We start from the raw sequence: 22,121 nt of genomic DNA, 5'->3' as shown, positions 1-22,121 counted from the left end.
ACATTTTTTTATATTTCACACATCATTTCGTATAAAAATTACATAAAATCGACTATAAAATGGTTTTATATACAAAAAAAAGAGTGCTCTTCACAGGCTACTATTAGCCCTTGAGGACACTCTCTTATAGATATGATTAAACCCCGACAATATGATAGCCACCATCAACGTAGATGACTTCCCCTGTGATTCCGCGGGACAGATGGCTCATTAGGAACATGGCTGTATCGCCTACTTCGGCCGTTTCGGTTGTTTTACGAAGCGGCGCCTTTTCTTCCACTTGACGTAGAATCGAGTTGAAATCCTTGATGCCTTTGGCTGCCAAAGTACGAATCGGGCCTGCAGAAATACCGTTCACGCGGATGCCGAATTGCCCGAGGTCAGCTGCTAGGTAGCGTACGCTTGCTTCTAGCGCCGCTTTGGCAACACCCATAACATTGTAGTTCTTCATCGCACGCTCAGCGCCGAGGTACGTCATCGTCATTATGCTGCCGCCTTCTGTCATCAGCGGATATATGCGCTTTGCGACCGCAACTAGCGAGTAGGCGCTAACATCATGCGCCAAGGCAAAGCCATCGCGCGACGTTTCGACATACAAGCCTTCCAGCTCTTCGGTCCTAGCAAATGCAATACTATGTACGAGGCCGTGAACGACGCCCAACTGTTCTTTCAACGTGCTTGCCAGTGTATCGATCTCCGCATCAACGGTTACGTTGCAAGGCATAAGCGTTGAACCAGGGAGCGTATCCGCCAGTTTGCGTACTCGTTCCTCCACGCGCTCATTTTCATAAGTAAAAACTAGATTTGCACCTTGTGCTGCTAAAGATTGCGCAATTGCCCATGCGATACTGCGGTCATTGGCAACCCCCATGACTACTATATTTTTCCCGGTTAATAGTTGATTCATCTTAGCAAGAAACCCCTCTCAACAATGGATTGTACTTCGACATTCTTACCCTCCAAAGTACTCCATTTTACCAAACATTTCAAGAGGGAAATCCCATCTTACAACTCAACAGAAGCTTGCGAAAGCACAGAAATACCGCTTTTCTGCTTCAAGTCGTTCATTAGGCGAAATAGCGCGTCATCTTTCATCTTCGCTTCGATCATAATATCAAGCCTCGGTGTAACCGGAGCGATGGCCTGTAAGAATGTAAAAAGAGGATCCACTTCGATATAGTCAGCATGACTTCTCGAATCACTCTCGCCCTTCGGGCTAGAAACGTGTATTTTAGGAGGCAGTGCGACTGCCGATTCATTCAGATAAATTCCCTTTTCTCTCACCCAAGTTTGTAAAATTCTTGGCCACAACTCAGGTGCAACCTCTCCATGATTATTCAACTCATGATGATGAATATCCAACACCATAGGTGCGCCGACTTGCTCAGCAAGCTCCAATGTTTCTAGCGCTGTGAACGTTTTATCGTCATTCTCAAGTGTTATGCGTTTCTGGATTTCGGGACGCAACGCCTTGAAATTATGTACAAAGCGCTGCGCCGCTTTCACCTTATCTCCATATGTGCCGCCAACATGGATGTTGCACATCGCTTCCATGCCTAACCCCATGGCATTTAGCATTGCGGAATGCCGCTCCAAGTCATCCACTGATTTTAGCAGGACATCCTTTTTCGGAGTACTCAGTACCGTGAAATGATCCGGATGAAAACTGACTCGCATCCCATTTTTCTTAACATAATTACCTACCTCTTGAAACTCCTTGGCTAATGTCGGAATAGGATCCCAGCCGACTAATAATTCATGCCCGATCAGAGGAATGAGTTTGGACGAAAAACGGTATACCATGATATCATGAGCACGATTATGTCTAAGCAACCTTAGGGTATTGTGCAAATTTTCGGCGCTAATTCGCTCTAGCTTGCGAATCGCCGCTTCTTGGTCGAGCAGCTTGGTGAAATTAGTAGCTGTCATCGTCTTTGATGGGGAAGCATTCTTGACGGCCGTGGACATTGCCACGTACCCAAGGCGAATAATCATGGGAGTCGACCTCCAGCAGAGTATGTAGAATGACCTACCTAGGTTACCCTTCCGGGAAGTCGCTCATGCACCTCAATCGACCATCCTCATATTGTGAATAAAGCAATTATTTTGTAGGCGATAAAGGCGGATGTGGTAATGAGTAAAGGGCTGAGCGCTAACATCCCCATTCGCGTGCTCCAATTCTCAGCACGTAAGCATAAATAATTGCCGCCGAGCCAGATGAGTAGGTAGATGATAAGCAACCCAAGCGCCAGATATTGTTCAAGCTGCTTGGGCGTAGACATCAGCCCGTAATAGTTAATGATAATAAATATAAAAATAGATGGACTAGGCAGTCCTAGACCTATGTTAAACAGCCAATACGCCGTTAATTTACGTTGATTTATTCCAGCTTGATACATGGTCTCTCCCTCCTCATCTTCCTCTCCCGTAGGGCCATTGTAGCCTGCTTCGACAGTTCGTGTAAGTACTACATTCCTCTAGTACCCTAAGTTACAAATAAAAAAGACACCGTCCTTAATGGACGATGCCTCATTTCTTTTGCTTCAAATCTGCTCACACTTGATCCCCAAAAAACATTTCATCTGCGAGAGACGTTTGGATCCGCGCCTCTTCTTCCGTTAACCTACGCACCAATTCCATCTCCACCTGCGTAACTTCTTCGCCTTGAAAGTTAATCTCTGCGATTGAAGCAACAATTCTAACGATAGCGATGGCTTGATTATTCGGGGTATAGGCAATTACCTTCTGGCCGGTAGGAAACACACGAAAACCGCTCTTTACCATTTTACCGCGCCCGTATTCCAATAGTTCATAAAGCTCCTGCTCCGATTTGAACTTGCAGACGGAATTAAACTCAGTTTGAAATCCCATGATTATCTACTCCACATCAAAAGTATATTGAATAGCCTGCTTCGCCTCATGTCGTTCAATAGCTAATTGGATCAAATTATCCAGAAGTTCCGTGTAAGGCTTGCCGGACTCCTCCCACAGCAGCGGATACATACTAAAAGGGGTGAAGCCAGGCATGGTATTGATTTCATTAATATAGACTTTTTGATCTAATTTACCGAGGAAAAAGTCTACGCGGGACAAACCGCTTCCGTCGACCGCTTGAAAGGCTTGAATCGCAAGCTGCCGAATGTGCTCAGCCGTTTCTGCTGGAATGTCCGCAGGGATCACCATCGCTGATTTGCCATCCATATATTTCGCTTTGTAGTCGTAGAATTCACTCGAAGATACGATTTCCCCCGCTACAGAAGCTTGCGGCTCGTCATTGCCAAGTATGGCTACCTCAATCTCTCTGGCGTCGATATTTTCCTCAATAATGACCTTCCGATCATATTGGAAAGCGAAAGTAACCGCGGCAATCAACTCTTCCTGATTCCGGGCCTTGGATATGCCTACGCTTGAACCCAGGTTGGCAGGCTTAACAAAACATGGATATCCAATCGCTGTTTCCAGTTCCATCAGATGGTAAGCACGATTCTTTTCCCATTCGGTCCGGTTGAAATAACGGAACACACACTGCGGAAGCCCTTCTTGTGCGAACACTTTCTTCATCATTACTTTATCCATGCCGACAGCCGATGCAAGAACACCTGCACCCACGTAAGGAATATTAGCTATTTCCAGCATTCCTTGAATGGTACCATCTTCGCCGAACGTTCCATGCAGAAGTGGAAATATGACATCAAGTCCTGGCTCAGAAGCTTTAGCTTGACTTGATACTGTCGAAGAGATCGTTACCTCACCTTTACTTTGAATAGAACCAAAGATCGGTGAAAGCGCATTTGAAGCAATCGGTTCTAAAGCTGAATCGCCTCCGAAAGTTAACGCTTCCTTCGATTGCGCTGGGCTCAGCAGAGGAGCTCCGCTTTTCCATTCCCCTTTTTTCGTTATGTAAAACGGTGTGATTTCATATTTATTAAAATCTACTGCCTTCATTACTGCAAGTGCAGTTTGCAAGGACACGTCATGCTCTCCGGATTTCCCTCCGTAGATCAGTCCTACTCGTATTTTGCGGCTCATTACGTACCTCCGTCTAGTGATTCTATTTCATTTAATTACTTTTACATCTCATCTGCCACTCGAAAAAACTTGTATTGCGTTCGTTCAGTCCAAGCAGGTGAGTCCTTATAAGCCCAGTAGCGGTTACGGGAATTATAGGTATGTGCGTTAACCAAAGGCATCCCGTTCGCATCTTTAGCCGTCACTATAGCATTGTGTTGGTAACGGCCGTCGCCATCCCAGTCATAGCAAATGGTGTCTCCCGGTTGAAGCTCTTTGGGATCATTTACAGCATAGCTGTGCAACCCTCGGTGGCTGTGCAATAGAAAAGTTTTTAGGCTATGAGCAACAGCCCAACTATAGCTCCATAGCTCTTGTGAGCCTTGTTTCCCAGCATACCACCAACCCGAAGCCCTTTTCCCAGTATAGTCCATTGGAGCCCCGCCTGCAAAGAGGCACTGCGATACAAAATTCGTACAATCTACTTCGAATTCCTCATACTTTGGATTCGCTTTATCCCACCATGCTTCTGCATAATTTACGACGCTGGCTCGGTCATATTTGATTTTTCTCGTGAGAGATTCCGAGCCTGCGCCTTTGAGTATACCATGATTGATATAAGGAATAGACGGGGCTCTGATTCCGCCGTACGAGGATCCTTCATTATCCAGTAGAAAGTTGGAAAGCAATTTTTCTGAATGTAGAGCCTCTGTCTCTCTCACGCACCATCTACCCGCAACGGCTTCTAAAAACACTCGCTCTGGTTCTATCCGCTCTTCAAGGTGATCTATAGAGCCAATACGGTAGTGAATCGAACGGCGAAGCTGGATATCCGCAATAATCCTATTCGCTGTTTCTTTGACACCCGTGAGGCGCAGCTTGGTTTCACTCCTCATCGGCTTCGCATCACGGTCTCGGTAAGTCTCTATCCGCTTGCGTAGTCTGATGTCCTGATTCTGAATATGGGCGCTGTCTGAGATGTATGTTTCCAAACTTGCTGCAGAGCCTTCCAACTCTGCCTGATTCTTGGCGTGAACATAATTATAAAGCGCTGTTCTCCAGGACATTGAGGTGACCTCCTTAGAGTTTTCCATAGGAAAACTTGCATCGTAAGCATTCGCTGAGCCTTTTTCAAAAAAGATAGCTTTGTAGAAATAGAAAGTATGTTTTCGCGGCAAACTTGTTGTTTGTAAGCACGGATTCTGCTTTTTCTTAGAAAAACTAACGTCGGAAGCATGATCCGACCTAGCTGTAGGAAAGATAACTGCAGCACCCTTTAGAGGACAAACCGTTTTATGAGTTTTCTTGCAGGTTTGTATGTTTGTCCTTCTATATTAATGAAGTGCGATATCGAGACCTGGAAATACTCACACTCGCTCGCTTCGCCCATAGGACTAGCCTTTAAATGTTTGAATTGTTTCAATATATGACATTTGGGCGGCAAAAATGATTGAAATAAATCTTTACGGAAGCATAACGAGGCGGTATACTTGAAGTAGAGGGATAATGAAATTGAGTTTCACTAGTTGAAACCAATGATTTATGATATTTTAAGGAGGAATTACCCATGTCCAATAAGGACTCTTTTTCCGTGCGTAAGCAGTTAAACGTCGGTACCAAGACATTCCAGTACTACAGTCTTCCTGATTTTGAAAGCCAAGGTCATGGAACGATTAGCAACCTTCCTGTCTCCATTCGAGTTTTGCTTGAGGCAGCTGTTCGTCAATTCGACGGAAGAGCCATTACAAGCGAACACGTAAAACAAATCGCTGGTTGGGCGGAAGGCCGCGATGAAAACAAAGAAATCCCTTTCATCCCTGCTCGTATCGTACTTCAAGACTTCACAGGAGTTCCTGTCGTCGTTGACCTTGCGGCAATGCGCGCGACAATGGCTCGTGAAGGCGGAGATCCGAAACGAATCAATCCGCTTGTCCCTGTAGACCTTGTTATTGACCACTCCGTTATGGTGGATGCATTCGGTTCCCCTGACGCGCTTGATATTAATATCAACCTTGAATTCGAAAGAAATGAAGAGCGTTACCGCTTCCTTCGTTGGGCGCAAACCGCATTTGATAACTTCCGTGCTGTTCCGCCTTCAACAGGTATCGTTCACCAAGTAAACTTGGAGTACTTGGCATCTGTAGCTGCTACAAGAACGATCGACGGCGAAACTGTCGTTTACCCAGATTCCCTCGTAGGTACAGACTCCCATACAACGATGATCAATGGTCTTGGTGTTGTAGGTTGGGGCGTCGGCGGTATCGAAGCTGAAGCCGGTATGCTTGGACAACCGCTTTACTTCGTAGCTCCTGAGGTTGTCGGGTTCAAATTGACAGGTAATCTGCCAGAAGGCGCAACTGCAACTGACTTGGCACTGACAGTTACACAAATGCTTCGTAAAAAAGGCGTTGTCGGTAAGTTTGTTGAGTTCTTTGGTCCTGGCCTAAGCAACATTTCCTTAGCTGATCGAGCAACTGTAGCGAACATGGCTCCAGAGTATGGCGCAACAATTGGTTTCTTCCCAGTTGATAACGAAACATTGAATTATTTAAGAGCGACTGGCCGTGAAGATGATCAAATCGCGCTTGTTGAAGCTTACTATAAAGCACAAGGCCTGTTCCGTACGGACAGCACACCGGATCCTGTATTTACTGATGTTGTTGAACTTGATCTGGGTGCAGTAGTACCAAGCTTAGCAGGACCTAAACGTCCTCAAGACCGCGTTGAGCTGACGAACATGAAGGAGAGCTTCAACTCCATCATTCGTACGCCGATCGAAAAAGGCGGATACGGACTAACGGAAGAGAAAATCGAAGAAGTCGTTGATGTTGTGTATCCAAACGGCGAAACTGTACAAATGGGTACAGGCGCTGTTGTTATCGCTGCGATCACTTCATGTACGAACACGTCCAACCCAAGCGTTATGCTAGGTGCTGGCCTCGTGGCGAAAAAAGCGGTTGCTCGTGGTCTCAAAAAACCAGCTTTCGTGAAAAGCTCTTTGACACCAGGTTCTCTTGTTGTTACCGAGTATCTGATCAAAGCAGGCTTGCTTGAGCCTCTAGAAGCACTAGGCTTCCACGTTGCAGGGTACGGTTGCGCAACTTGTATCGGTAACTCCGGTCCACTTCCTGACGAAGTAAGTAAAGCAATCATCGACAACGATATGACGGTAGCTGCTGTAATTTCCGGTAACCGTAACTTCGAAGGTCGCGTACACGCACAAGTGAAAGCGAACTACCTGGGATCTCCTCCGCTTGTAGTTGCCTATGCGCTTGCAGGAACAGTAAACATTGACTTGGCTACAGATCCTATCGGATACGACCAAAGCAATCAGCCTGTTTACCTCAAAGACATCTGGCCTACAAACCAAGAGATTCAAGAAGCTCTAGGCATTGCCATGAGCGCAGACATGTTCCGCGACAAATACAGCAACGTATTCCGTGCTAACGAGCGCTTCAATGCAATCGCTGTACCAGAAGGCGACCTGTACGAGTTCGACAACAAATCAACTTACATTCAAGAGCCTCCATTCTTTACAGATCTGGGTACGGTTCTGGACGATATTGCAGATATCCGCGGCGCCAAAACGTTGGCACTCATGGGCGATTCCGTTACAACGGATCACATCTCCCCTGCTGGTAACATCAAAGTTGATAGCCCAGGCGGTCAATATTTGATCGATCATGGCGTGAAAAAAGAAGACTTCAACTCTTACGGATCCCGTCGTGGTAACCACGAAGTAATGATGCGCGGAACTTTCGCGAACATTCGTATTCGTAACCAAGTTGCTCCCGGAACAGAAGGCGGCGTAACTACTTACCTGCCAACTGGCGAAGTTGAATCCATCTACGATGCTTCCATGAAGTATCAAGCTGAAGGACAAAACCTGGTCGTTATCGCAGGAAAAGAATACGGAACTGGCAGCTCCCGTGACTGGGCAGCAAAAGGTACATTCCTTCTCGGCGTCAAAGCAGTTATTGCAGAAAGCTTCGAGCGTATCCACCGCAGTAACTTGGTTGGTATGGGCGTTCTTCCGCTTCAATTCCTTGATGGAGCTGGTTGGAAAACGCTTGGTATCACGGGTCGTGAGACGTTCGACATTACGGGTCTGAGCAATGATGTTCAACCAGGATCAACTGTAAAAGTAACAGCAACTCGTGAAGATGGAACAAGCTTCGAGTTCAACGCACTTGTGCGTCTGGACAGTTTAGTTGACGTAGACTACTACCGTAATGGCGGTATCCTACAAACCGTTCTTCGTCAAATTATTGCTGAGAAAAACTAAGTAGTATCCGTTATTGCTTCAAAACAACAAGAGTCTGGGACTGCCTTTAGCGCAGTCTCAGACTCTTTATTTTAGTTGCCATGCCAATTTTTGCGGGTTGAGCCCCTTTCCCTCTCCCTCTATAATGAGGACAGCGAAAGGGGAGATAAAGATGAAGTCAATGAAAAGGTTCGTCCTTGTCATGCTAATCGCAGCCGTTGGTCTTATTCCTGCACTTGGCAGTTTTAATCAACCCAGTTATGCTGCCGCAGCAGCTACCTTAAAGCAAGGAAGTCAAAGCGGAGATGTATGGGATCTTCAATTCCGTTTGAAAGCGCTAGGGTATTATCAACAGCAGTTGGATGGCGTATATGGCGCTGCCACAACCGCAGCGGTAAGAAACTTTCAAACAACATATGGTTTAACAGCGGATGGCGTAACAGGAACGAGCACCTGGTCAGCATTACGAAAATATTCGCTTAATCAAGCCGATATGGATATTCTAGCAAAAGTGATTTATAGTGAGGCACGTGGCGAATCTTACGTAGGACAAGTTGCTGTAGGAGCGGTTGTGATGAACCGTTTGAAATCGAGCCAATTCCCGAATACGATTCAAAACATTGTATTTCAAGAAGGAGCCTTTACGGCTGTTAGCGATGGACAGTACTGGTTAAGGCCTGACAAAACCGCTTATTTAGCAGCACAAGACGCTGTTCGCGGTTGGGATCCTACCAAAGGCGCAATTTACTATTTCAATCCGGATACAGCGACGAGCGCTTGGATCTGGTCGCGTCCGCAAACCCTTAAGATCGGCAGTCATATCTTCGCAAAATAAGGGTAAATAGCAAAGAAGAGGTTATCCTGGTGTTTGACCTGGGATAGCCTCTTCTTTTATCTATTTGGAACTGCTGCTTGCTTATCCTCATACCAAGGGTTGAGGTGAACAAGCACCTCATCTACATCGTTGTGAGCATCCTTAATCTTCTTTTTGATCAGACGACTGATGTCATGACCTTCCTGGATCGTCAATGCCCCAGAGACGGCGAGTCGGGCATCGACTAGTATGTAGTGACCATGCTCACGCGCTCGCAAGCGATCGATTCGCTTAACCTCCGGTACAGATCGGATCAATGCGGCGTACTGCTCGATATGCGCCATACTCACGCTTCGTTCCATCAGTACATCAAATGACTCCCTGCCCATTCCGTAAGCTAGCTTTAGCACCAGAAAAGAGACGATAATTCCTGCTACAGGGTCACCGTAAGCTAGTATACGGAGCTCAAAATGATCCCCGAGTAAGGCTAAGCCAATACCGACAGAAGCAGCAATCGAAGCATACACATCGGCAAGATGATCGTAAGCCGTTGCGATCAAGCCCTTACTGTTCATCTTCCGTCCGATTCGCATCGTATAAACATAAAGAATTTGTTTCCAAATCAACGAAATAACTGCGGCTACAAAAGCAATGATATGTGCTTTTCCCGGCGGCTCGAAAAGGGCATGAATAGAATGAAAGCCCATATAAATAGCGGCTCCGCCAAGTATAATTGCAACGATGAAGGCCCCTAGAACCTCAGCCTTCCCGTGCCCGTAGGGATGATCTTCATCCGCAGGTTTGGAAGATACTCTCATCGCGCTGTAAGCTGTGGCAGAGGCAATGACATCTCCTGCATTATGAATACCGTCAGCGATAAGCACCTGGCTTTTGAATAGGAAGCCAACGGCTATTTTGATAGCCGTGAGCACGATATTGCTGGCAAGGCTGATCCAGATGGCCAGCATAGAGGCCGTTTTGCTCATCTAACGTTGCCACTCCCTTCCCTCTTCTAGTATGACCTGCTAGAAGCAAAAAATCCCCATCCTGAGCTGTGTAGTAGGATAAGGGATGGGTTTGATTCGCGCTTCTCATAGCGAATCGAATTAACGTGACGGATGCGCTTAGCGCAGCATCGTCCCCATGCGCCGCGCCGCCTCCATAATCAGCGGCGCCTGCTCTTGCATCAGGTCCAGCGTAAGCCTGTTCGCTGGACCTGACACGGCAAGGGCCGCAACGAGATGGCCCTTGCTGTCAAGAATCGGTGCGGCAACAGCCGCCGCACCGGGTTCGCGTTCTTCGACGCTCGTGGCGAAGCCAGCGCGTCTCGTGTCGCTGAGCTGCTGCAGGTATGCAGGCTGGTCTAGCCCCGTCGGCCAATCGTCCGAGGCTAGCAGCTGCTCCTGCACTGCAGGCTCCGCAAAGGCGACGAGCACCTTGCTTGAGGCGCCGACGTACAAGGGCATTCGCGCCCCGACAGGGGCTACACGGCGAATGGCATGATTGCCCTGGACGGCTTGGATGCGCACGCGCACCAGGCCGTCCTGCACGTAGAGCGAGATCGTCTCGCCGAGCTGGTCGCGCAGACGTTCCATTTCTGGCAGCAGGATGATGCCGGGATCTCCTTCTTTGGAAAGATTGGCAGATAGCTCCCACAATCGGTACCCGAGCCTATATTTATCCGTAGCGCTGTCACGCATGATGAAGCCCTTGCCCTCTAAGGAAGCCAATAAGCGATGCACCGTGCTTTTGTGCAGCTCCACGCGACTTGAAATCTCGGTTAGCGTTAACTCCGACACACTTGTGAAACAAAGCAAAATATCTAAAGCGCGCTCTACCGCGCGAACCGTCAGTTTGGCATCTTCCATGCAACACACCGCTCTCATTATGTGGGCCCTTCACACGTTACTTCCATCAGTTAGACCCTAAATTATAGACTCAAGAAAAATAGGACGAAGTTTCATTATATGAAACCCTGTCATCTCTAGTATAACCAAACCTCAATGTCCAGTAAAGATAAAACAACTGTTTTTTTCATTGTTACAGAAAGGTTACAGCGGGCTTACAATTCCCGCACCTTCATTGACTTGTAAGCGCATACAGATTAACATTAAAGTACAGAACATTTTATCAGAATATTCCGTTAATTTTACATAATTTCCCTGACTCCTCGACCAGACACCAGGGCAACATGTTACCGATTTTGAAGATGAGGGAGGGAATCCGCCATGTCGACTACATCACTAACACCTAGAACTGGTCCGCTAGAATCACCATTGGATCAGGTCATTGCCAAACCGCTACTACGTAAAAAGAGGCTGATTCTAACCATCATTATCTCTTTCTTTGTATTATGCACTTCTCTGCTGCTTGCCTTCCATGCTTATATGGCTTGGACGTTGGCGCGGCCGCATATTGATCCGCTCCATTCCAACCCGATGCAAGCGGTTGGACTCCATTACACCAATGTATCTTTCCCTAGCCGCAATGATAAATCCAAACTAGATGGATGGTTTATTCCCGGGGATTCCAACAAAACGGTTATTTTCTCGCACGGCTATGGCGGGAACCGTGAAGAACTTTGGGTTCCGATCTACAGCTTAGCCCGAGAACTTCATTTGCAAAATTACAATGTACTGATGTTTGATTACGGATATGTGCATCCTGGCAGCGAACGCTTAATGACAGGCGGGATTCAAGAATCCCAAGAGCTGTTAGGAGCAATTGACTATATGAAACAATTGTCTGATGGTCCTATCTACATATGGGGCTTCTCCATGGGTGCGGGAACTGCCCTGCAGGCCGCGCTCCAAAGCGGCGATGATATCTCAGGGATGATCTTAGACAGTACATTTCTACTTAATCCAGACACCTTATATCATAATATGAAGCAGCACGTAAACGTTCCTAAATTCCCGTCATTACCGCTGGTTCGCTTGTTCTTCCCGCTTCTCAATGGCGTGAGCTTACATGAAATTCCCTATAATAAGGTGACTAGCCAATCTTACCCGATGCCTATCTTCTTTATTCATGGCACTGATGATAGTAAAGCACCGTACGGCATGGTTGAGGATGTATTCAGCAAGCAGAAGGACGACAGCGATACGAAACTTTGGATTATTCCGAACGGACAACATGAACTTCTCTATCGCGCCGAACCGCAAGCTTATGTCAAAAGGACGCTCAATTTCCTTAAGGAGATTGCAGCTCCACAGCAAGCTAGCCTTGGTATTCCCTCCTCCCTATAAAACCGCCCCCTTTCGGGGGCGGCCTTTTTTATATGCTTCTAATCCATCTCATAAATCGAGCCAGATTTACTGGCAAATAACTCAGCATATACTTTTTCCGCGTAGGCATCCGTCATCCCCGATATATAATCGGCAATAAAACGCGGCCAGCTCCACTGGTTTTTGTGCCGTTCATAGCTATCCATCCAGTCTGGGGGGATAATCCATTGCCCTTTATCTGGATCAATGAATGAGTTCCACAGGCTCTCTACGATAATTTCGCTGCGCTTTTGAAGACGCTGCACACGGAAATCTTTGATAAGCGTAACCCATGCTAGCTTTTTCAATATTTCCATCGTCCGCAGCAAATCCAGATCTTCCGCGTCATCCTTGACAAGGGTAACCTTCTTCCAGCCTTTGACGGCGTCGTCAATAATGTCCACGCGATTCGCAAATGAGCTGACCCAGCGTGCTTTCATTTCTCTTCGGGTTCTTGATTCCTCGCGGTTGCATTCACTGAAAATTTCTTGCCATTGATCTAAATAGTTCGATAATACCTGCCGTACCATTTGTTCAATGTTGACCTGCTCCCAACCGAATTTCTTGTTGTTCGGGTCGTTCAATACCTCCATCACAAGATGACGAAGCAGCCTCTGATCTTCAAAGAAGGTAGCGTTCATTTGGATTTTCCCAGCGCGAATGCCGTCTTCGATATCATGAGTTGAATAAGCAATATCATCGCATAAATCCATTAGCTGTGCTTCAAGTGTGGAACACCCCTCTGGCATTTTCCAAAGTGTTCGAAGCTCGCGAATAACGTCCCACTCTGCTCCATACACGCCTTTCAGCCTGCCCTCATCTTCAAGAAGAAACGGATATTTATTAATGCCTAAGAGTACAGCAGCCGTCAGATCTAAACCGCTATCGCTGCCCGCTCTTTTTTCCAAAAACATGAGGATTCTGAAATTTTGCGCGTTACCTTCATATTTCAATCCATAATCTCTCAGTAGAAGATGATTGAGTACCTCTTCCCCTTTATGGCCAAAGGGCGGATGCCCAAAGTCATGCGCAAGCGACGCACATTCCACAACGGTCGGATCGATGATCAAGCCTAGATGCTCTCTTTTTTTCAAAAAAGGATTCGTGCGGTCTAACCGCTTAGCCACTTCACGAGCAATTTGTGCTACTTCAAGCGAATGAGTAAGCCTTGTACGATAATAATCACCTGAGCCAGCCCCGAACACTTGCGATTTCCCCTGTAACCGACGAAACGCAGGTGATTGAATCATGCGCGCGTAATCTCTTTCAAATTCATCCCGTTCTTCACTCACTTTCGAGGAAGCCGCCTCTCCAGGTCTATATTTCCGAATGCTGTCCATAAGCTGTCCTCCCTCTAGCAGCTGTTGCATGAGCAGAGATTATACCCTCTCCTCCATGTCAACAAGCCACTTCGTAAGCCCTCTTTCTTCCTATCCATTTATGCTAATGCCTATCCGATAGTCACTTGAGGTTTCATATTTATGTTAAAGAATACTATATCTGCTGACTGTACAACAAGTCATTCCGCAGCTTGCTCGAAAAAAAGGGATGCTGCACAAGACAATTGTCATTGTGCACATCCCCTCTGAAACCCTATTTTATTTGATCAAGGACAGAAATTCGGAACGCAGCGTAGGATCGGAACGGAAAGAACCGCGCACAGCAGACGTTACCGTCTGACTGCCGTATTTCTTAACCCCTCTGGAGCACATGCACATATGCTCTCCTTCGACGACGACCATGACGCCATGCGGCTTCAACACGTCATCCAAGATGTCTGCAATTTCGGAAGTGATCCGCTCCTGTACTTGCAGCTTGCGCGTCACTACGTCGACCAGACGAGCAAACTTGCTCAATCCAGCCACTTTCCCACTCGGTAAGTAGCCCACATGCACCTTGCCGAAAAAAGGAGCCATATGGTGCTCACATTGGCTGTAGTAGACGATATCTTTAATAATGACGAGTTCCTCATGCTGTTCGTCGAACGTAACACCCAGCACATCACGCGGATTTGCGTCATAGCCCGCAAAAATTTCCTCATACATCCGGGTTACCCGAGCCGGTGTATCAAGAAGTCCCTCGCGATCCACATCTTCCCCGATTAAGCGCAAAATTTCTTTAACATGCTGTTCAATGAGCTCGCGATTTTCGGCGACTCTCGTATTTTTGTAATCTATAGATGCCATCTTTCTTTCACTCCTCTTCCTCTACCCAATGCAAAAGGTAAGCAGCTTGATGCTGTCGCGCAGCGCCGCACTGTCTTTATGCGTTTTCGTCAGCAGCATTCCGCCCTGAAGAAGCGATACGATAGGAAGAGCAACCTCTGAAGGTGTCAAGCCTTGCAATGATAATTCCCCTTGGCTCTGACCTTCCTGTAAGCATCCCTCAACCTTCGTCTCCAGTTCGCTGAAGAAGCGGCTTAACGGCTTCCGCAGCTCCTCAGAGCGGTCACTGAGCTCAAGCGACATGTTGCCGAAAAAACAGCCTTTGCGGCACGCATTTTCCTCACAAAATGCCAGCATCCGCTCAAACAATTCAACCACACGCTGCTTTGGGGTCAATTGCAGGTTCCCTAGACTGGGTCCCCATACGAATTCCCGCATCTCCTGCATTTTACGCTCAATGACTTTCACACCAAGCTCTTCTTTGCTTTTGAAATGGTAATAAAAATTGCTTTTGCATACTCCGCTGCTTGTCAGGATGTCCTCCAGACCTGTGCCCCGAAAGCCATGATCATGAAATAAATCCATCGCAGCTTCCATAATTCGTTCTTTATTGTTCGCCATGATTGTGCCACCTCTGGATAGTACTGGTACGTCCTAGTCATACCGAACGGTAACAGGAAGGGCTCATGCCGCCTACCGCATATACGGTTTGACTGCACAGCCCTTTAGACACTACGATGGTGCTATTTCCATTTTTGGTTTTTCATCATGTTCTGCACTTTGTTCATTTGCTGCTTATTCATATTGTAACCCATTTGCTTAGCCATTTTTTGCAGCATTTCTGGATTATTCTGCATCTTTTCCATTTGCCTTTTCAAGTAGAAAACCCCGATGAAGAAGCCTCCCACCAAACCGATAATCAGCGTAACAATTGGAATAATAATACTCCACATAAGCTTGCCCCCTGCTTGTACATTATTAATAAAATGGTTTGTTTGCTCCATCATAGCATTTCTATTCATCCGTTTACAAATGAATGAATTTACAGAAGTACCTGCTCAATAAAGATCGTTGTATGCTTGGCTAAATCGATCTCTTTAATCTCTAATTCCTTATCTTGAGCATCCTGCTTAACGATCCTCACAATAGGGCGACTAGGCAGTCCTCGATGCTGTCCAACCACGACACCTGATTCACGAGTCGACAATCTCACGGAGGCTCCCGTCGGGTAGATCGAGACGATTTTCAGAAATTGAATGAGCACATCTCGATCCAACTTCGTCTCGGCAAGTGCCATCATGTGCTCACATGCTTCATGAGGCAGCATACGGCGGCCCAATGAAACATCAAACAGGAGATTATCAAACATATTTGCTACAGCCGTAATTTTGGCATAAAGATGAATTTCTTCACTCATCAATCCTCGCGGTATGCCCTCGCCATTGAGTGCTTCGTGGTGCTGGAAAGCGACATGAGCAATCAATAGACTGAACTCCCGCTTACTCTTCAGCAGCTCGAAGCCCCTCCACGTATGATGTTTTCTTGGGTCAGTAGATTCATCTTCTGTCGTAAGCTCAATCTTGCCGATATCATGCAAAAGTGCTCCAATCGCGAGCTCTTTCAGCTGAGTAATAGAAAAACCCATATTAATACCCATAAGAACAGACATCATGCAAACATTGGTGGCATGAACATACATCTCATTATCTTTCGTGCGAATATCCGATAATTGCACGAGTAAATCTTTATTTTTCATCACTTCGTCTAGTAATGAATTAATCGAGATGCTCATCGATCGCGTATTGAATTCTTTACCTGACCGGATAGAATCGAACGTATCGCTCATCCGCTTCATTACATTGCGCTTGGTCTCTTCGGAGATGATCTCTGGAATTTCGATATCATCGGTTTCAAGATCTTTGATGTAGATCATCGTGACTCCGATTCGATTAAGCGTATTGATCATAAAAACCGTTAATTGCACGCCTTCAGAAAGCAATACGGCTCCGTTGCTGGAAAATATCGTTCGTCCTAAATATTGACCCGATTCAACGGAATCCAAATGCACATATTTCATAGGATTCACTCCACGATATTTGTCTTGTTTGCAAGCATTCCTTCTAGTGCTAATAAAGTAACTTTCGTATCAAGTCCGCCACCATAACCAACCAACTCTCCACTAGCTCCAATGACACGATGACAAGGAACGATAATGGAAATTGGATTCTGGTTATTAGCTCCTCCAACAGCTCTTACTGCTTTAGGTGAACCAATGGCTTCCGCAATATCTTTGTAAGAAGCTGTTTTCCCGTAGGGCACGGTCAGCAACGCTTGCCAAACACGTTTCTGAAAATCAGTTCCATGCAGATCAAGCGATCCCTCAAAGATCGATCGCTCGCCTCGGAAATATTGCTCTAATTGCAGTGCCACCGGTCGTAGTCGGACTTCATTTTCTTGCCAATTATGCGGCCCAAGCCAACGAATCGCCCAAATTTGCAGCTTCTCTTGATTGTTTGCGAAGGTGCCGAACTTAATCGAACACAGCCCGCGACTATTAGCGACAAGCACAAGAGAACCAATGGGAGAGGAAACCTCCAAATAGTGAAGAACTCCTTCACCTTGCGTCATTTTCGTCCCTCCTTAACATTTTCCGCAAGAAAAATTCCTTCGTAAAAGCATGCTGCGTTTTCGAAAGAAGCGCGCGCTTCATAAGTGGACGTCTTGAGCTTTGCGAATAGCTTGCATAACTGCGGGCTCCTGTTCGCTTTCTAACGCTTTCCCAAGGCCAGTCGCAGCTTCTTCTCCACCGATTCGCCCAAGTGCCCAGGCTGCTGTCTCCCGAATTTCTGGACGCGGATCCGTGAGAAGCAGTTCCGACAGGGTTGGCACGGCAGTCTGATCCTTGAAGTTCCCGAGCGCAATGATCGCATTGCGCTGAATCGGCTTCTTCCCTCTCCAGGAAGCAGCAATGCGCCCATATTGTTCCTTAAATTGTTTATTTGTCATCGTTAATAAAGGAATTAGCAAAGGCTTGACCTTCTCTGGGTCTGGCTGCAGCTCTGGCTGATGAGTCCAATTCAATCCCTTGTTTTTCGGACAGACAACTTGGCACGTATCGCACCCGTAGAGACGGTTGCCGATCTTCAGCTTATACGTATCCTCCACATACCCCTTTGTCTGGGTGATAAAGGAAATGCAGCGGCTCGAGTTAAGCTGCCCGGGCCCTACGAGAGCCTCCGTTGGACACGCATCGATACATATTGTGCAGTCTCCGCATTGATCCATAATAGATGTATCGGATAAAAAGGGGATATTCGTAATGATTTCGCCTAAATACACCCACGATCCCCACTCGGGGGTAATGACGGCGCAGTTTTTGCCGCTCCAGCCGATGCCCGCCCGCTCGGCAACGGCACGATCAACGAGCACGCCCGTGTCGACCATGCTCTGCATACGCGCATCAGGCACTCGCTCCATAATGAAGGCCTCTAGCTTGGAGAGTCGATCGCGCAGCACATCATGGTAATCGCTGCCCCATGAGGCGCGCGAAATGATCCCTCTATATGCCCCTGGCTCCGAGCGTGGAGGATTAGGCAGCTTCGATGGGTAGGCGACCGCTATGGAGATGATCGACTTCGGAGCGTCGAAGCTGAGCTCCGGGCTTACCCGCTTCTCAATATCTGGCTCCTCGAAGCCCGATTCATAACCCTTCTCCCTATGCTGGAGAAGAATGTGTTTAAGTTCCGCGAAAGGCTCCGCTGTCGTGAAGCCAATTTTATCGATACCGAGGGATGACGCGGCTTCCACGATCTCTTGTTTGATAGTGCGCCAATTCGCATCTGTCCCTGTTGCGATGGAAACCGCCATAGCCTTCACCTCTCGTTTCTTGGTTGACGCTTCCTCCTAGAGCTTCGTAGCCATGGAGAATGGCCACAAGACATATTCCGCCCGCCCCTGAATATGACTGGTGGGCACTGCCCCGAACCGACGGCTATCTGCGCTTGCCGCCGCATGACGATTGTCGCCCATCACGAAAACGTGACCCTGCCCGACAAGCATCGGGCCAAAATCCCCGTCAAGAATGGGCGTGTCGGTGTAGGGTTCCTCAACGACGATGCCGTTCACATAAAGAAGGCCGTCTCGGCCTTCCACCTCGTCACCAGCGATGGCGACGACCCTTTTGACCAGAAACGGGTGGTTCGCTACGAGCTGCTCCTCAGGCTCCTTTAGAATGACGACCTCGCCTCGCCGAGGTGCTTTCACATAGGTAATTGCTTTATTCACAAATAACCACTCGCCCTCTTGTAACGTAGGCTGCATGGAGTTGCCTCTCACTGTCGAGAGATTGAAACCGAACTGATGAAAAAGAATGACAACAAGAAGAGCTACAAGGATCGACTTCGTCCAATCCCACAACTCATGAGTAAAGCTTTTGCCTTCCGCATCCATCGCTGACCTAGAGACAGTATGGTTCTGTTCATTCCTTGGCACAAACATCCACTCAGGTCCCTCCGTTCTTTTGCTTTTCCCATTGCTCGTAATAAGACATAACCAGATCGTCTTGAAAGGGCGGCTTGCCTGCATGCAACAACTCCAGCACAGCTGCAAGCCCCTCTTGCACCTTCTCTTCTACAAGTGCAGAGTAGTGATAGTTCAGCTTATGATGCTCATATTCTTCCTGATCAACAACATGAACAGAACCATCCGGCATCCGAATGACATCAAGGTCGTAATCAATATAAGTCAATACTTGTCCTGTAACGTAAAGTGGAGAGGCAATATTACAATAATATCTAATCCCACTATCCTCAATGAGCGCTACAATATTGAACCACTTTTTAGGAATAAAAAAAGAAACCCCGGGAATGCGGCTCACCCACTCTTTGCCGTCTGCTTCCTGAATCTTCGTCTGACTATTAATAAATACCATCATCTCTTGCTGCCGATGGTCAGCATGAAGGATCTCTTCCGGAACTCGCCAATTACTGAGCCACATACGGTGAAGATGTCCATCGTGTTTGAAACTTTTTATCACATACGGCGTGAATACATCCATGTCTCAAAGCTCCTCTATGCGTTCCTGCCGATATTCGATCCATTACTATATAGAAAAGCATATCTTCTCCCCAATTGCAACGGCGGAAAAGATATGCTTCCATGGTCCGATCATTTCAAATTTCTTAAACAAAGAATGTGTCTGTTAAACACTGACTTTTTTCACGATGCTGAGCCGATGCGCAGTCCGCGAAAAATCTGATGTGCTGTACCCCGCTGATTCATAAACAGGCAGTACGATCTCATTATGCACATCAACAGTCACCATAATTTTGTTCACGTTCCGATGGAGGAACCTCATCTTCATGGCTTCGATCAATGCTTTGCCGATACCCTTGCGCTGATACTCTGTTGCAACTGCAATTCGATAGTAGTACCCATTGTTATTATCGATAGTGCCGATAATCAAGCCTACGATTTCTGCATCTTCTTCAGCTACAAGGACAAGCTCTGTGTCCCAAGATAACTGACGAGCAAATGCTTCCATCGTTTCTTCATAGCAGGTTTCCGATAGTACATCCTGCAATAGTGTAGTTACCGAAGAAGTATCTCCGAGCTGAAATGAACGAACGTGCATACGGTTTCTCTCCCAATTCCATATGAATTTTTTCGGAATCATTTTCTAGTGAATTAGTAAATACGACAAAAAAATCCGAAATCCTGCTGAAAAAGTGTTAAATTTCACAAAAAACTATGTTTTTTTCGCTTTTTCTCTTGAAAGCGCTTAATTGCAAGCGTTTGCAAGGTTTTAATGCAAAAGTTCCCAATCTTGTCCAACAACTGATTGGCTTGCTGCCTTCTTTGGTGGCTGTATTAAGAAAGTTGTCGAATCGTGCTGACGGCCACTTTTTTCGTCTTTTTATATAGCGACAAGTGGTTTTAAGTATCGCCTTGCACCCACTCTTTGAAAAGCAATTCCCAAAGTATTCAAGCATTTTGGACAGGTATGCATAAAAAGTCAAAGAATTTCGGAGTTTATAGTAGGAATGTTCAAGCGCTGCCCATTTTACTTAAGCACAACGCCTAGGAGGTGAAACCATGACAAATATTCGCGAACCAAGATCCTATGATGCGAGAGATTTTCAGGAACTAAGCTCTATGAAGCCGAGTGAATGGACGGAAATTGAACTCCGTTTTAATCACAAAGTAATGAGCGATTTATCTCCTTGGCTTAATGAGCAAGGAACGCATATCCATACACAAATCATCCAAGAGATTGAGCGCCGAGGCGTCTGACTTAGTAAACATATATGTTGCTTTATTATCGAAATTCCTTCATAATGAAGGAGTAGAAACTACATACTTTTAGGAGGTATTTTATACAATGGCACATCAACTACCAGCTCTTCCGTACGCAAATAATGCACTCGAGCCACATATCGATGCAAAAACCATGGAGATTCACCACGATCGTCACCATAATGCCTATGTAACAAACCTGAACGCAGCATTGGACAAACACCCTGCGCTTCATGAAAAATCCTTGAATGACTTGATCGCTGACCTTAACAGCTTACCGGAAGATATCCGCACAGCTGTTCGCAACAATGGCGGCGGACATGCTAACCACTCCTTGTTCTGGGAAACGATCGGACCAGAAGCTGGCGGCGCACCTACTGGCGCACTTGCAGCAGCAATCGAAAGCGAGCTTGGCGGATTCGACAAGTTCAAAGAAACTTTTGCAGCGGCAGCAACAACTCGTTTCGGCTCTGGCTGGGCGTTCCTTGCAGTTGGTAAAGACGGCGCGCTTAAAGTATACAGCTTGCCTAACCAAGATAGCCCGATCTTCGAAGGCGAAACCCCAATTCTTGGCCTTGACGTATGGGAGCATGCTTACTACCTGAACTACCAAAACAAACGCCCTGACTACATCGCAGCGTTCTGGAACGTTGTGAACTGGTCCGAAGTTGGCAAACGTTACGACGCAGCAAAATAAGTGAAAAGGCGACCCCCAGGGGCCGCCTTTTTTTAAGCTATTTATACCTATGATGCATAATAGAATGAGGATAGCGTGATATAAAAGCAATACAAAAATCCGTAGCCATATCCTCTGACTGCTCCCCGCTGATAGGCTCCACACTTAAAATCGTACTCGTAATAAAATTGTAGGTTTCTCTCAAGAATGCTGTTTCCTCTGACCACATTTGCAAATCACTACTATAGTGTACCCTTACAGTTCCCTCCTCGCTTTCCAATACACCTTGCCATATTATTGGATTTTCTGGCCACTTCAGAAAACCGTTGCAGCTTTCCGAAACGAAGTCCAACACTTCTTGTTTTGTGAGAAGTTCGCTGCAAAATATAGCCAACCCTCTAGACACGATATCTCCCCCTCCATTTTTAACCATTATATTACATTTTTATCAATTTTCATAGAATTTATCAAGAGCCTACTAACTTTTATTAAGAATAAATCCTGTTGGAGATTCTTTACGTAAAAGCTCTAAAGCTGTACCATATTCATAGGGTCTGGCTTGTCCATACTGATATCGAATCCGCTTCAAATAACAACTGGTCGTTTACTATGACTGAAATGAGATGAATACCTG

At 46.5% G+C, this 22,121-nt stretch carries 24 protein-coding genes; 5 read left to right on the top strand and 19 right to left on the bottom strand.

Translation table 11 applies throughout. The features are described from left to right. Positions 1-136 precede the first annotated feature (136 nt). The 6 genes from fabI to GK047_RS18920 form a co-directional block, all read right to left on the bottom strand. Positions 137-907 carry an enoyl-ACP reductase FabI gene (gene fabI / locus GK047_RS18945; RefSeq protein WP_163950230.1) on the bottom strand — a complete coding sequence of 257 codons (771 nt, stop codon included), beginning with the start codon at positions 905-907 and terminating at the stop codon, positions 137-139. 98 nt (positions 908-1,005) lie between these two features. Beyond that, positions 1,006-1,995, bottom strand: a complete 990-nt coding sequence (gene uvsE / locus GK047_RS18940; protein ID WP_163950227.1) for a UV DNA damage repair endonuclease UvsE — start codon at positions 1,993-1,995, stop codon at positions 1,006-1,008. Between the two features lie 86 nt (positions 1,996-2,081). After that, complete coding sequence (locus GK047_RS18935; RefSeq protein WP_163950225.1) at positions 2,082-2,399, bottom strand: hypothetical protein; 318 nt, start codon at positions 2,397-2,399, stop codon at positions 2,082-2,084. A gap of 154 nt (positions 2,400-2,553) precedes the next feature. After that, positions 2,554-2,871, bottom strand: a complete 318-nt coding sequence (locus tag GK047_RS18930) for a hypothetical protein (protein ID WP_163950222.1) — start codon at positions 2,869-2,871, stop codon at positions 2,554-2,556. A gap of 6 nt (positions 2,872-2,877) precedes the next feature. After that, positions 2,878-4,029, bottom strand: coding sequence for a D-alanine--D-alanine ligase (locus GK047_RS18925; protein WP_163950220.1), 1,152 nt, complete (start codon positions 4,027-4,029; stop codon positions 2,878-2,880). A gap of 41 nt (positions 4,030-4,070) precedes the next feature. Then, positions 4,071-5,075 (bottom strand): amidase domain-containing protein, encoded by a 1,005-nt coding sequence (locus GK047_RS18920; RefSeq protein WP_163950218.1) that lies wholly within the window; start codon positions 5,073-5,075, stop codon positions 4,071-4,073. 500 nt (positions 5,076-5,575) lie between these two features. Between GK047_RS18920 and acnA the strand changes: the two genes are divergently transcribed. Together acnA and sleB are read left to right on the top strand one after the other, a co-directional pair. Beyond that, positions 5,576-8,293: an aconitate hydratase AcnA gene (gene acnA, locus GK047_RS18915; protein WP_163950215.1), complete on the top strand. Its 2,718-nt coding sequence runs from the start codon at positions 5,576-5,578 to the stop codon at positions 8,291-8,293. A gap of 151 nt (positions 8,294-8,444) precedes the next feature. Then, positions 8,445-9,107, top strand: a complete 663-nt coding sequence (gene sleB, locus GK047_RS18910) for a spore cortex-lytic enzyme (RefSeq protein ID WP_205516875.1) — start codon at positions 8,445-8,447, stop codon at positions 9,105-9,107. Between the two features lie 56 nt (positions 9,108-9,163). Here sleB and GK047_RS18905 read toward each other — a convergent pair whose 3' ends face one another. Together GK047_RS18905 and GK047_RS18900 are read right to left on the bottom strand one after the other, a co-directional pair. Then, a complete protein-coding gene (locus GK047_RS18905; RefSeq protein WP_163950212.1) occupies positions 9,164-10,072 on the bottom strand; it encodes a cation diffusion facilitator family transporter in 909 nt (302 codons plus the stop codon). A 138-nt stretch (positions 10,073-10,210) separates the two neighbouring features. Continuing rightward, positions 10,211-10,954 carry an IclR family transcriptional regulator gene (locus tag GK047_RS18900; protein ID WP_163950209.1) on the bottom strand — a complete coding sequence of 248 codons (744 nt, stop codon included), beginning with the start codon at positions 10,952-10,954 and terminating at the stop codon, positions 10,211-10,213. A gap of 360 nt (positions 10,955-11,314) precedes the next feature. Here GK047_RS18900 and GK047_RS18895 point away from each other — a divergent pair, with 360 nt between their 5' ends. Further along, the gene (locus GK047_RS18895; RefSeq protein ID WP_163950206.1) at positions 11,315-12,334 is read left to right on the top strand and encodes an alpha/beta hydrolase; all 1,020 of its coding nucleotides are present in this window, start codon (positions 11,315-11,317) and stop codon (positions 12,332-12,334) included. A 38-nt stretch (positions 12,335-12,372) separates the two neighbouring features. On the opposite strand, the gene GK047_RS18890 is transcribed toward GK047_RS18895, so the two are convergent. The 10 genes from GK047_RS18890 to GK047_RS18845 form a co-directional block, all read right to left on the bottom strand. Continuing rightward, the gene (locus GK047_RS18890) at positions 12,373-13,692 is read right to left on the bottom strand and encodes a deoxyguanosinetriphosphate triphosphohydrolase family protein (RefSeq protein WP_163950202.1); all 1,320 of its coding nucleotides are present in this window, start codon (positions 13,690-13,692) and stop codon (positions 12,373-12,375) included. A gap of 258 nt (positions 13,693-13,950) precedes the next feature. Continuing rightward, a complete protein-coding gene (gene folE / locus GK047_RS18885; RefSeq protein WP_163950199.1) occupies positions 13,951-14,538 on the bottom strand; it encodes a GTP cyclohydrolase I FolE in 588 nt (195 codons plus the stop codon). 21 nt (positions 14,539-14,559) lie between these two features. Continuing rightward, complete coding sequence (locus tag GK047_RS18880; protein ID WP_163950196.1) at positions 14,560-15,138, bottom strand: TetR/AcrR family transcriptional regulator; 579 nt, start codon at positions 15,136-15,138, stop codon at positions 14,560-14,562. Positions 15,139-15,260: 122 nt separating this feature from the next. Further along, on the bottom strand, positions 15,261-15,470 hold the full coding sequence (locus GK047_RS18875) for a YneF family protein (RefSeq protein WP_163950194.1): 210 nt from the start codon (positions 15,468-15,470) through the stop codon (positions 15,261-15,263). 89 nt (positions 15,471-15,559) lie between these two features. Then, a complete protein-coding gene (locus tag GK047_RS18870) occupies positions 15,560-16,594 on the bottom strand; it encodes an HD-GYP domain-containing protein (RefSeq protein WP_163950192.1) in 1,035 nt (344 codons plus the stop codon). Positions 16,595-16,599: 5 nt separating this feature from the next. Continuing rightward, on the bottom strand, positions 16,600-17,145 hold the full coding sequence (locus GK047_RS18865; protein ID WP_163950189.1) for a methylated-DNA--[protein]-cysteine S-methyltransferase: 546 nt from the start codon (positions 17,143-17,145) through the stop codon (positions 16,600-16,602). Positions 17,146-17,223: 78 nt separating this feature from the next. After that, the gene (queG, locus tag GK047_RS18860; RefSeq protein ID WP_163950186.1) at positions 17,224-18,384 is read right to left on the bottom strand and encodes a tRNA epoxyqueuosine(34) reductase QueG; all 1,161 of its coding nucleotides are present in this window, start codon (positions 18,382-18,384) and stop codon (positions 17,224-17,226) included. Positions 18,385-18,420: 36 nt separating this feature from the next. Further along, on the bottom strand, positions 18,421-19,014 hold the full coding sequence (lepB, locus tag GK047_RS18855) for a signal peptidase I (RefSeq protein WP_163950183.1): 594 nt from the start codon (positions 19,012-19,014) through the stop codon (positions 18,421-18,423). Positions 19,015-19,018: 4 nt separating this feature from the next. After that, the gene (locus GK047_RS18850) at positions 19,019-19,573 is read right to left on the bottom strand and encodes a DUF402 domain-containing protein (RefSeq protein ID WP_163950179.1); all 555 of its coding nucleotides are present in this window, start codon (positions 19,571-19,573) and stop codon (positions 19,019-19,021) included. A 144-nt stretch (positions 19,574-19,717) separates the two neighbouring features. Further along, a complete protein-coding gene (locus GK047_RS18845) occupies positions 19,718-20,149 on the bottom strand; it encodes a GNAT family N-acetyltransferase (RefSeq protein WP_163950176.1) in 432 nt (143 codons plus the stop codon). Between the two features lie 461 nt (positions 20,150-20,610). On the opposite strand from GK047_RS18845, the gene GK047_RS18840 reads away from it, so the two are divergent. Continuing rightward, the gene (locus tag GK047_RS18840) at positions 20,611-20,808 is read left to right on the top strand and encodes a hypothetical protein (RefSeq protein ID WP_163950174.1); all 198 of its coding nucleotides are present in this window, start codon (positions 20,611-20,613) and stop codon (positions 20,806-20,808) included. Between the two features lie 88 nt (positions 20,809-20,896). After that, the gene (locus GK047_RS18835) at positions 20,897-21,508 is read left to right on the top strand and encodes a superoxide dismutase (protein ID WP_163950171.1); all 612 of its coding nucleotides are present in this window, start codon (positions 20,897-20,899) and stop codon (positions 21,506-21,508) included. Positions 21,509-21,545: 37 nt separating this feature from the next. On the opposite strand, the gene GK047_RS18830 is transcribed toward GK047_RS18835, so the two are convergent. Continuing rightward, positions 21,546-21,893: a hypothetical protein gene (locus GK047_RS18830; protein ID WP_163950168.1), complete on the bottom strand. Its 348-nt coding sequence runs from the start codon at positions 21,891-21,893 to the stop codon at positions 21,546-21,548. Positions 21,894-22,121: the final 228 nt, after the last annotated feature.

Source organism: Paenibacillus sp. SYP-B3998 (assembly GCF_010820665.1).
GTDB lineage: Bacteria > Bacillota > Bacilli > Paenibacillales > NBRC-103111 > Paenibacillus_E.
The sequence above is the reverse complement of the archived record's forward strand: the minus strand, read 5'-3'. Positions and strand labels throughout refer to the sequence as shown.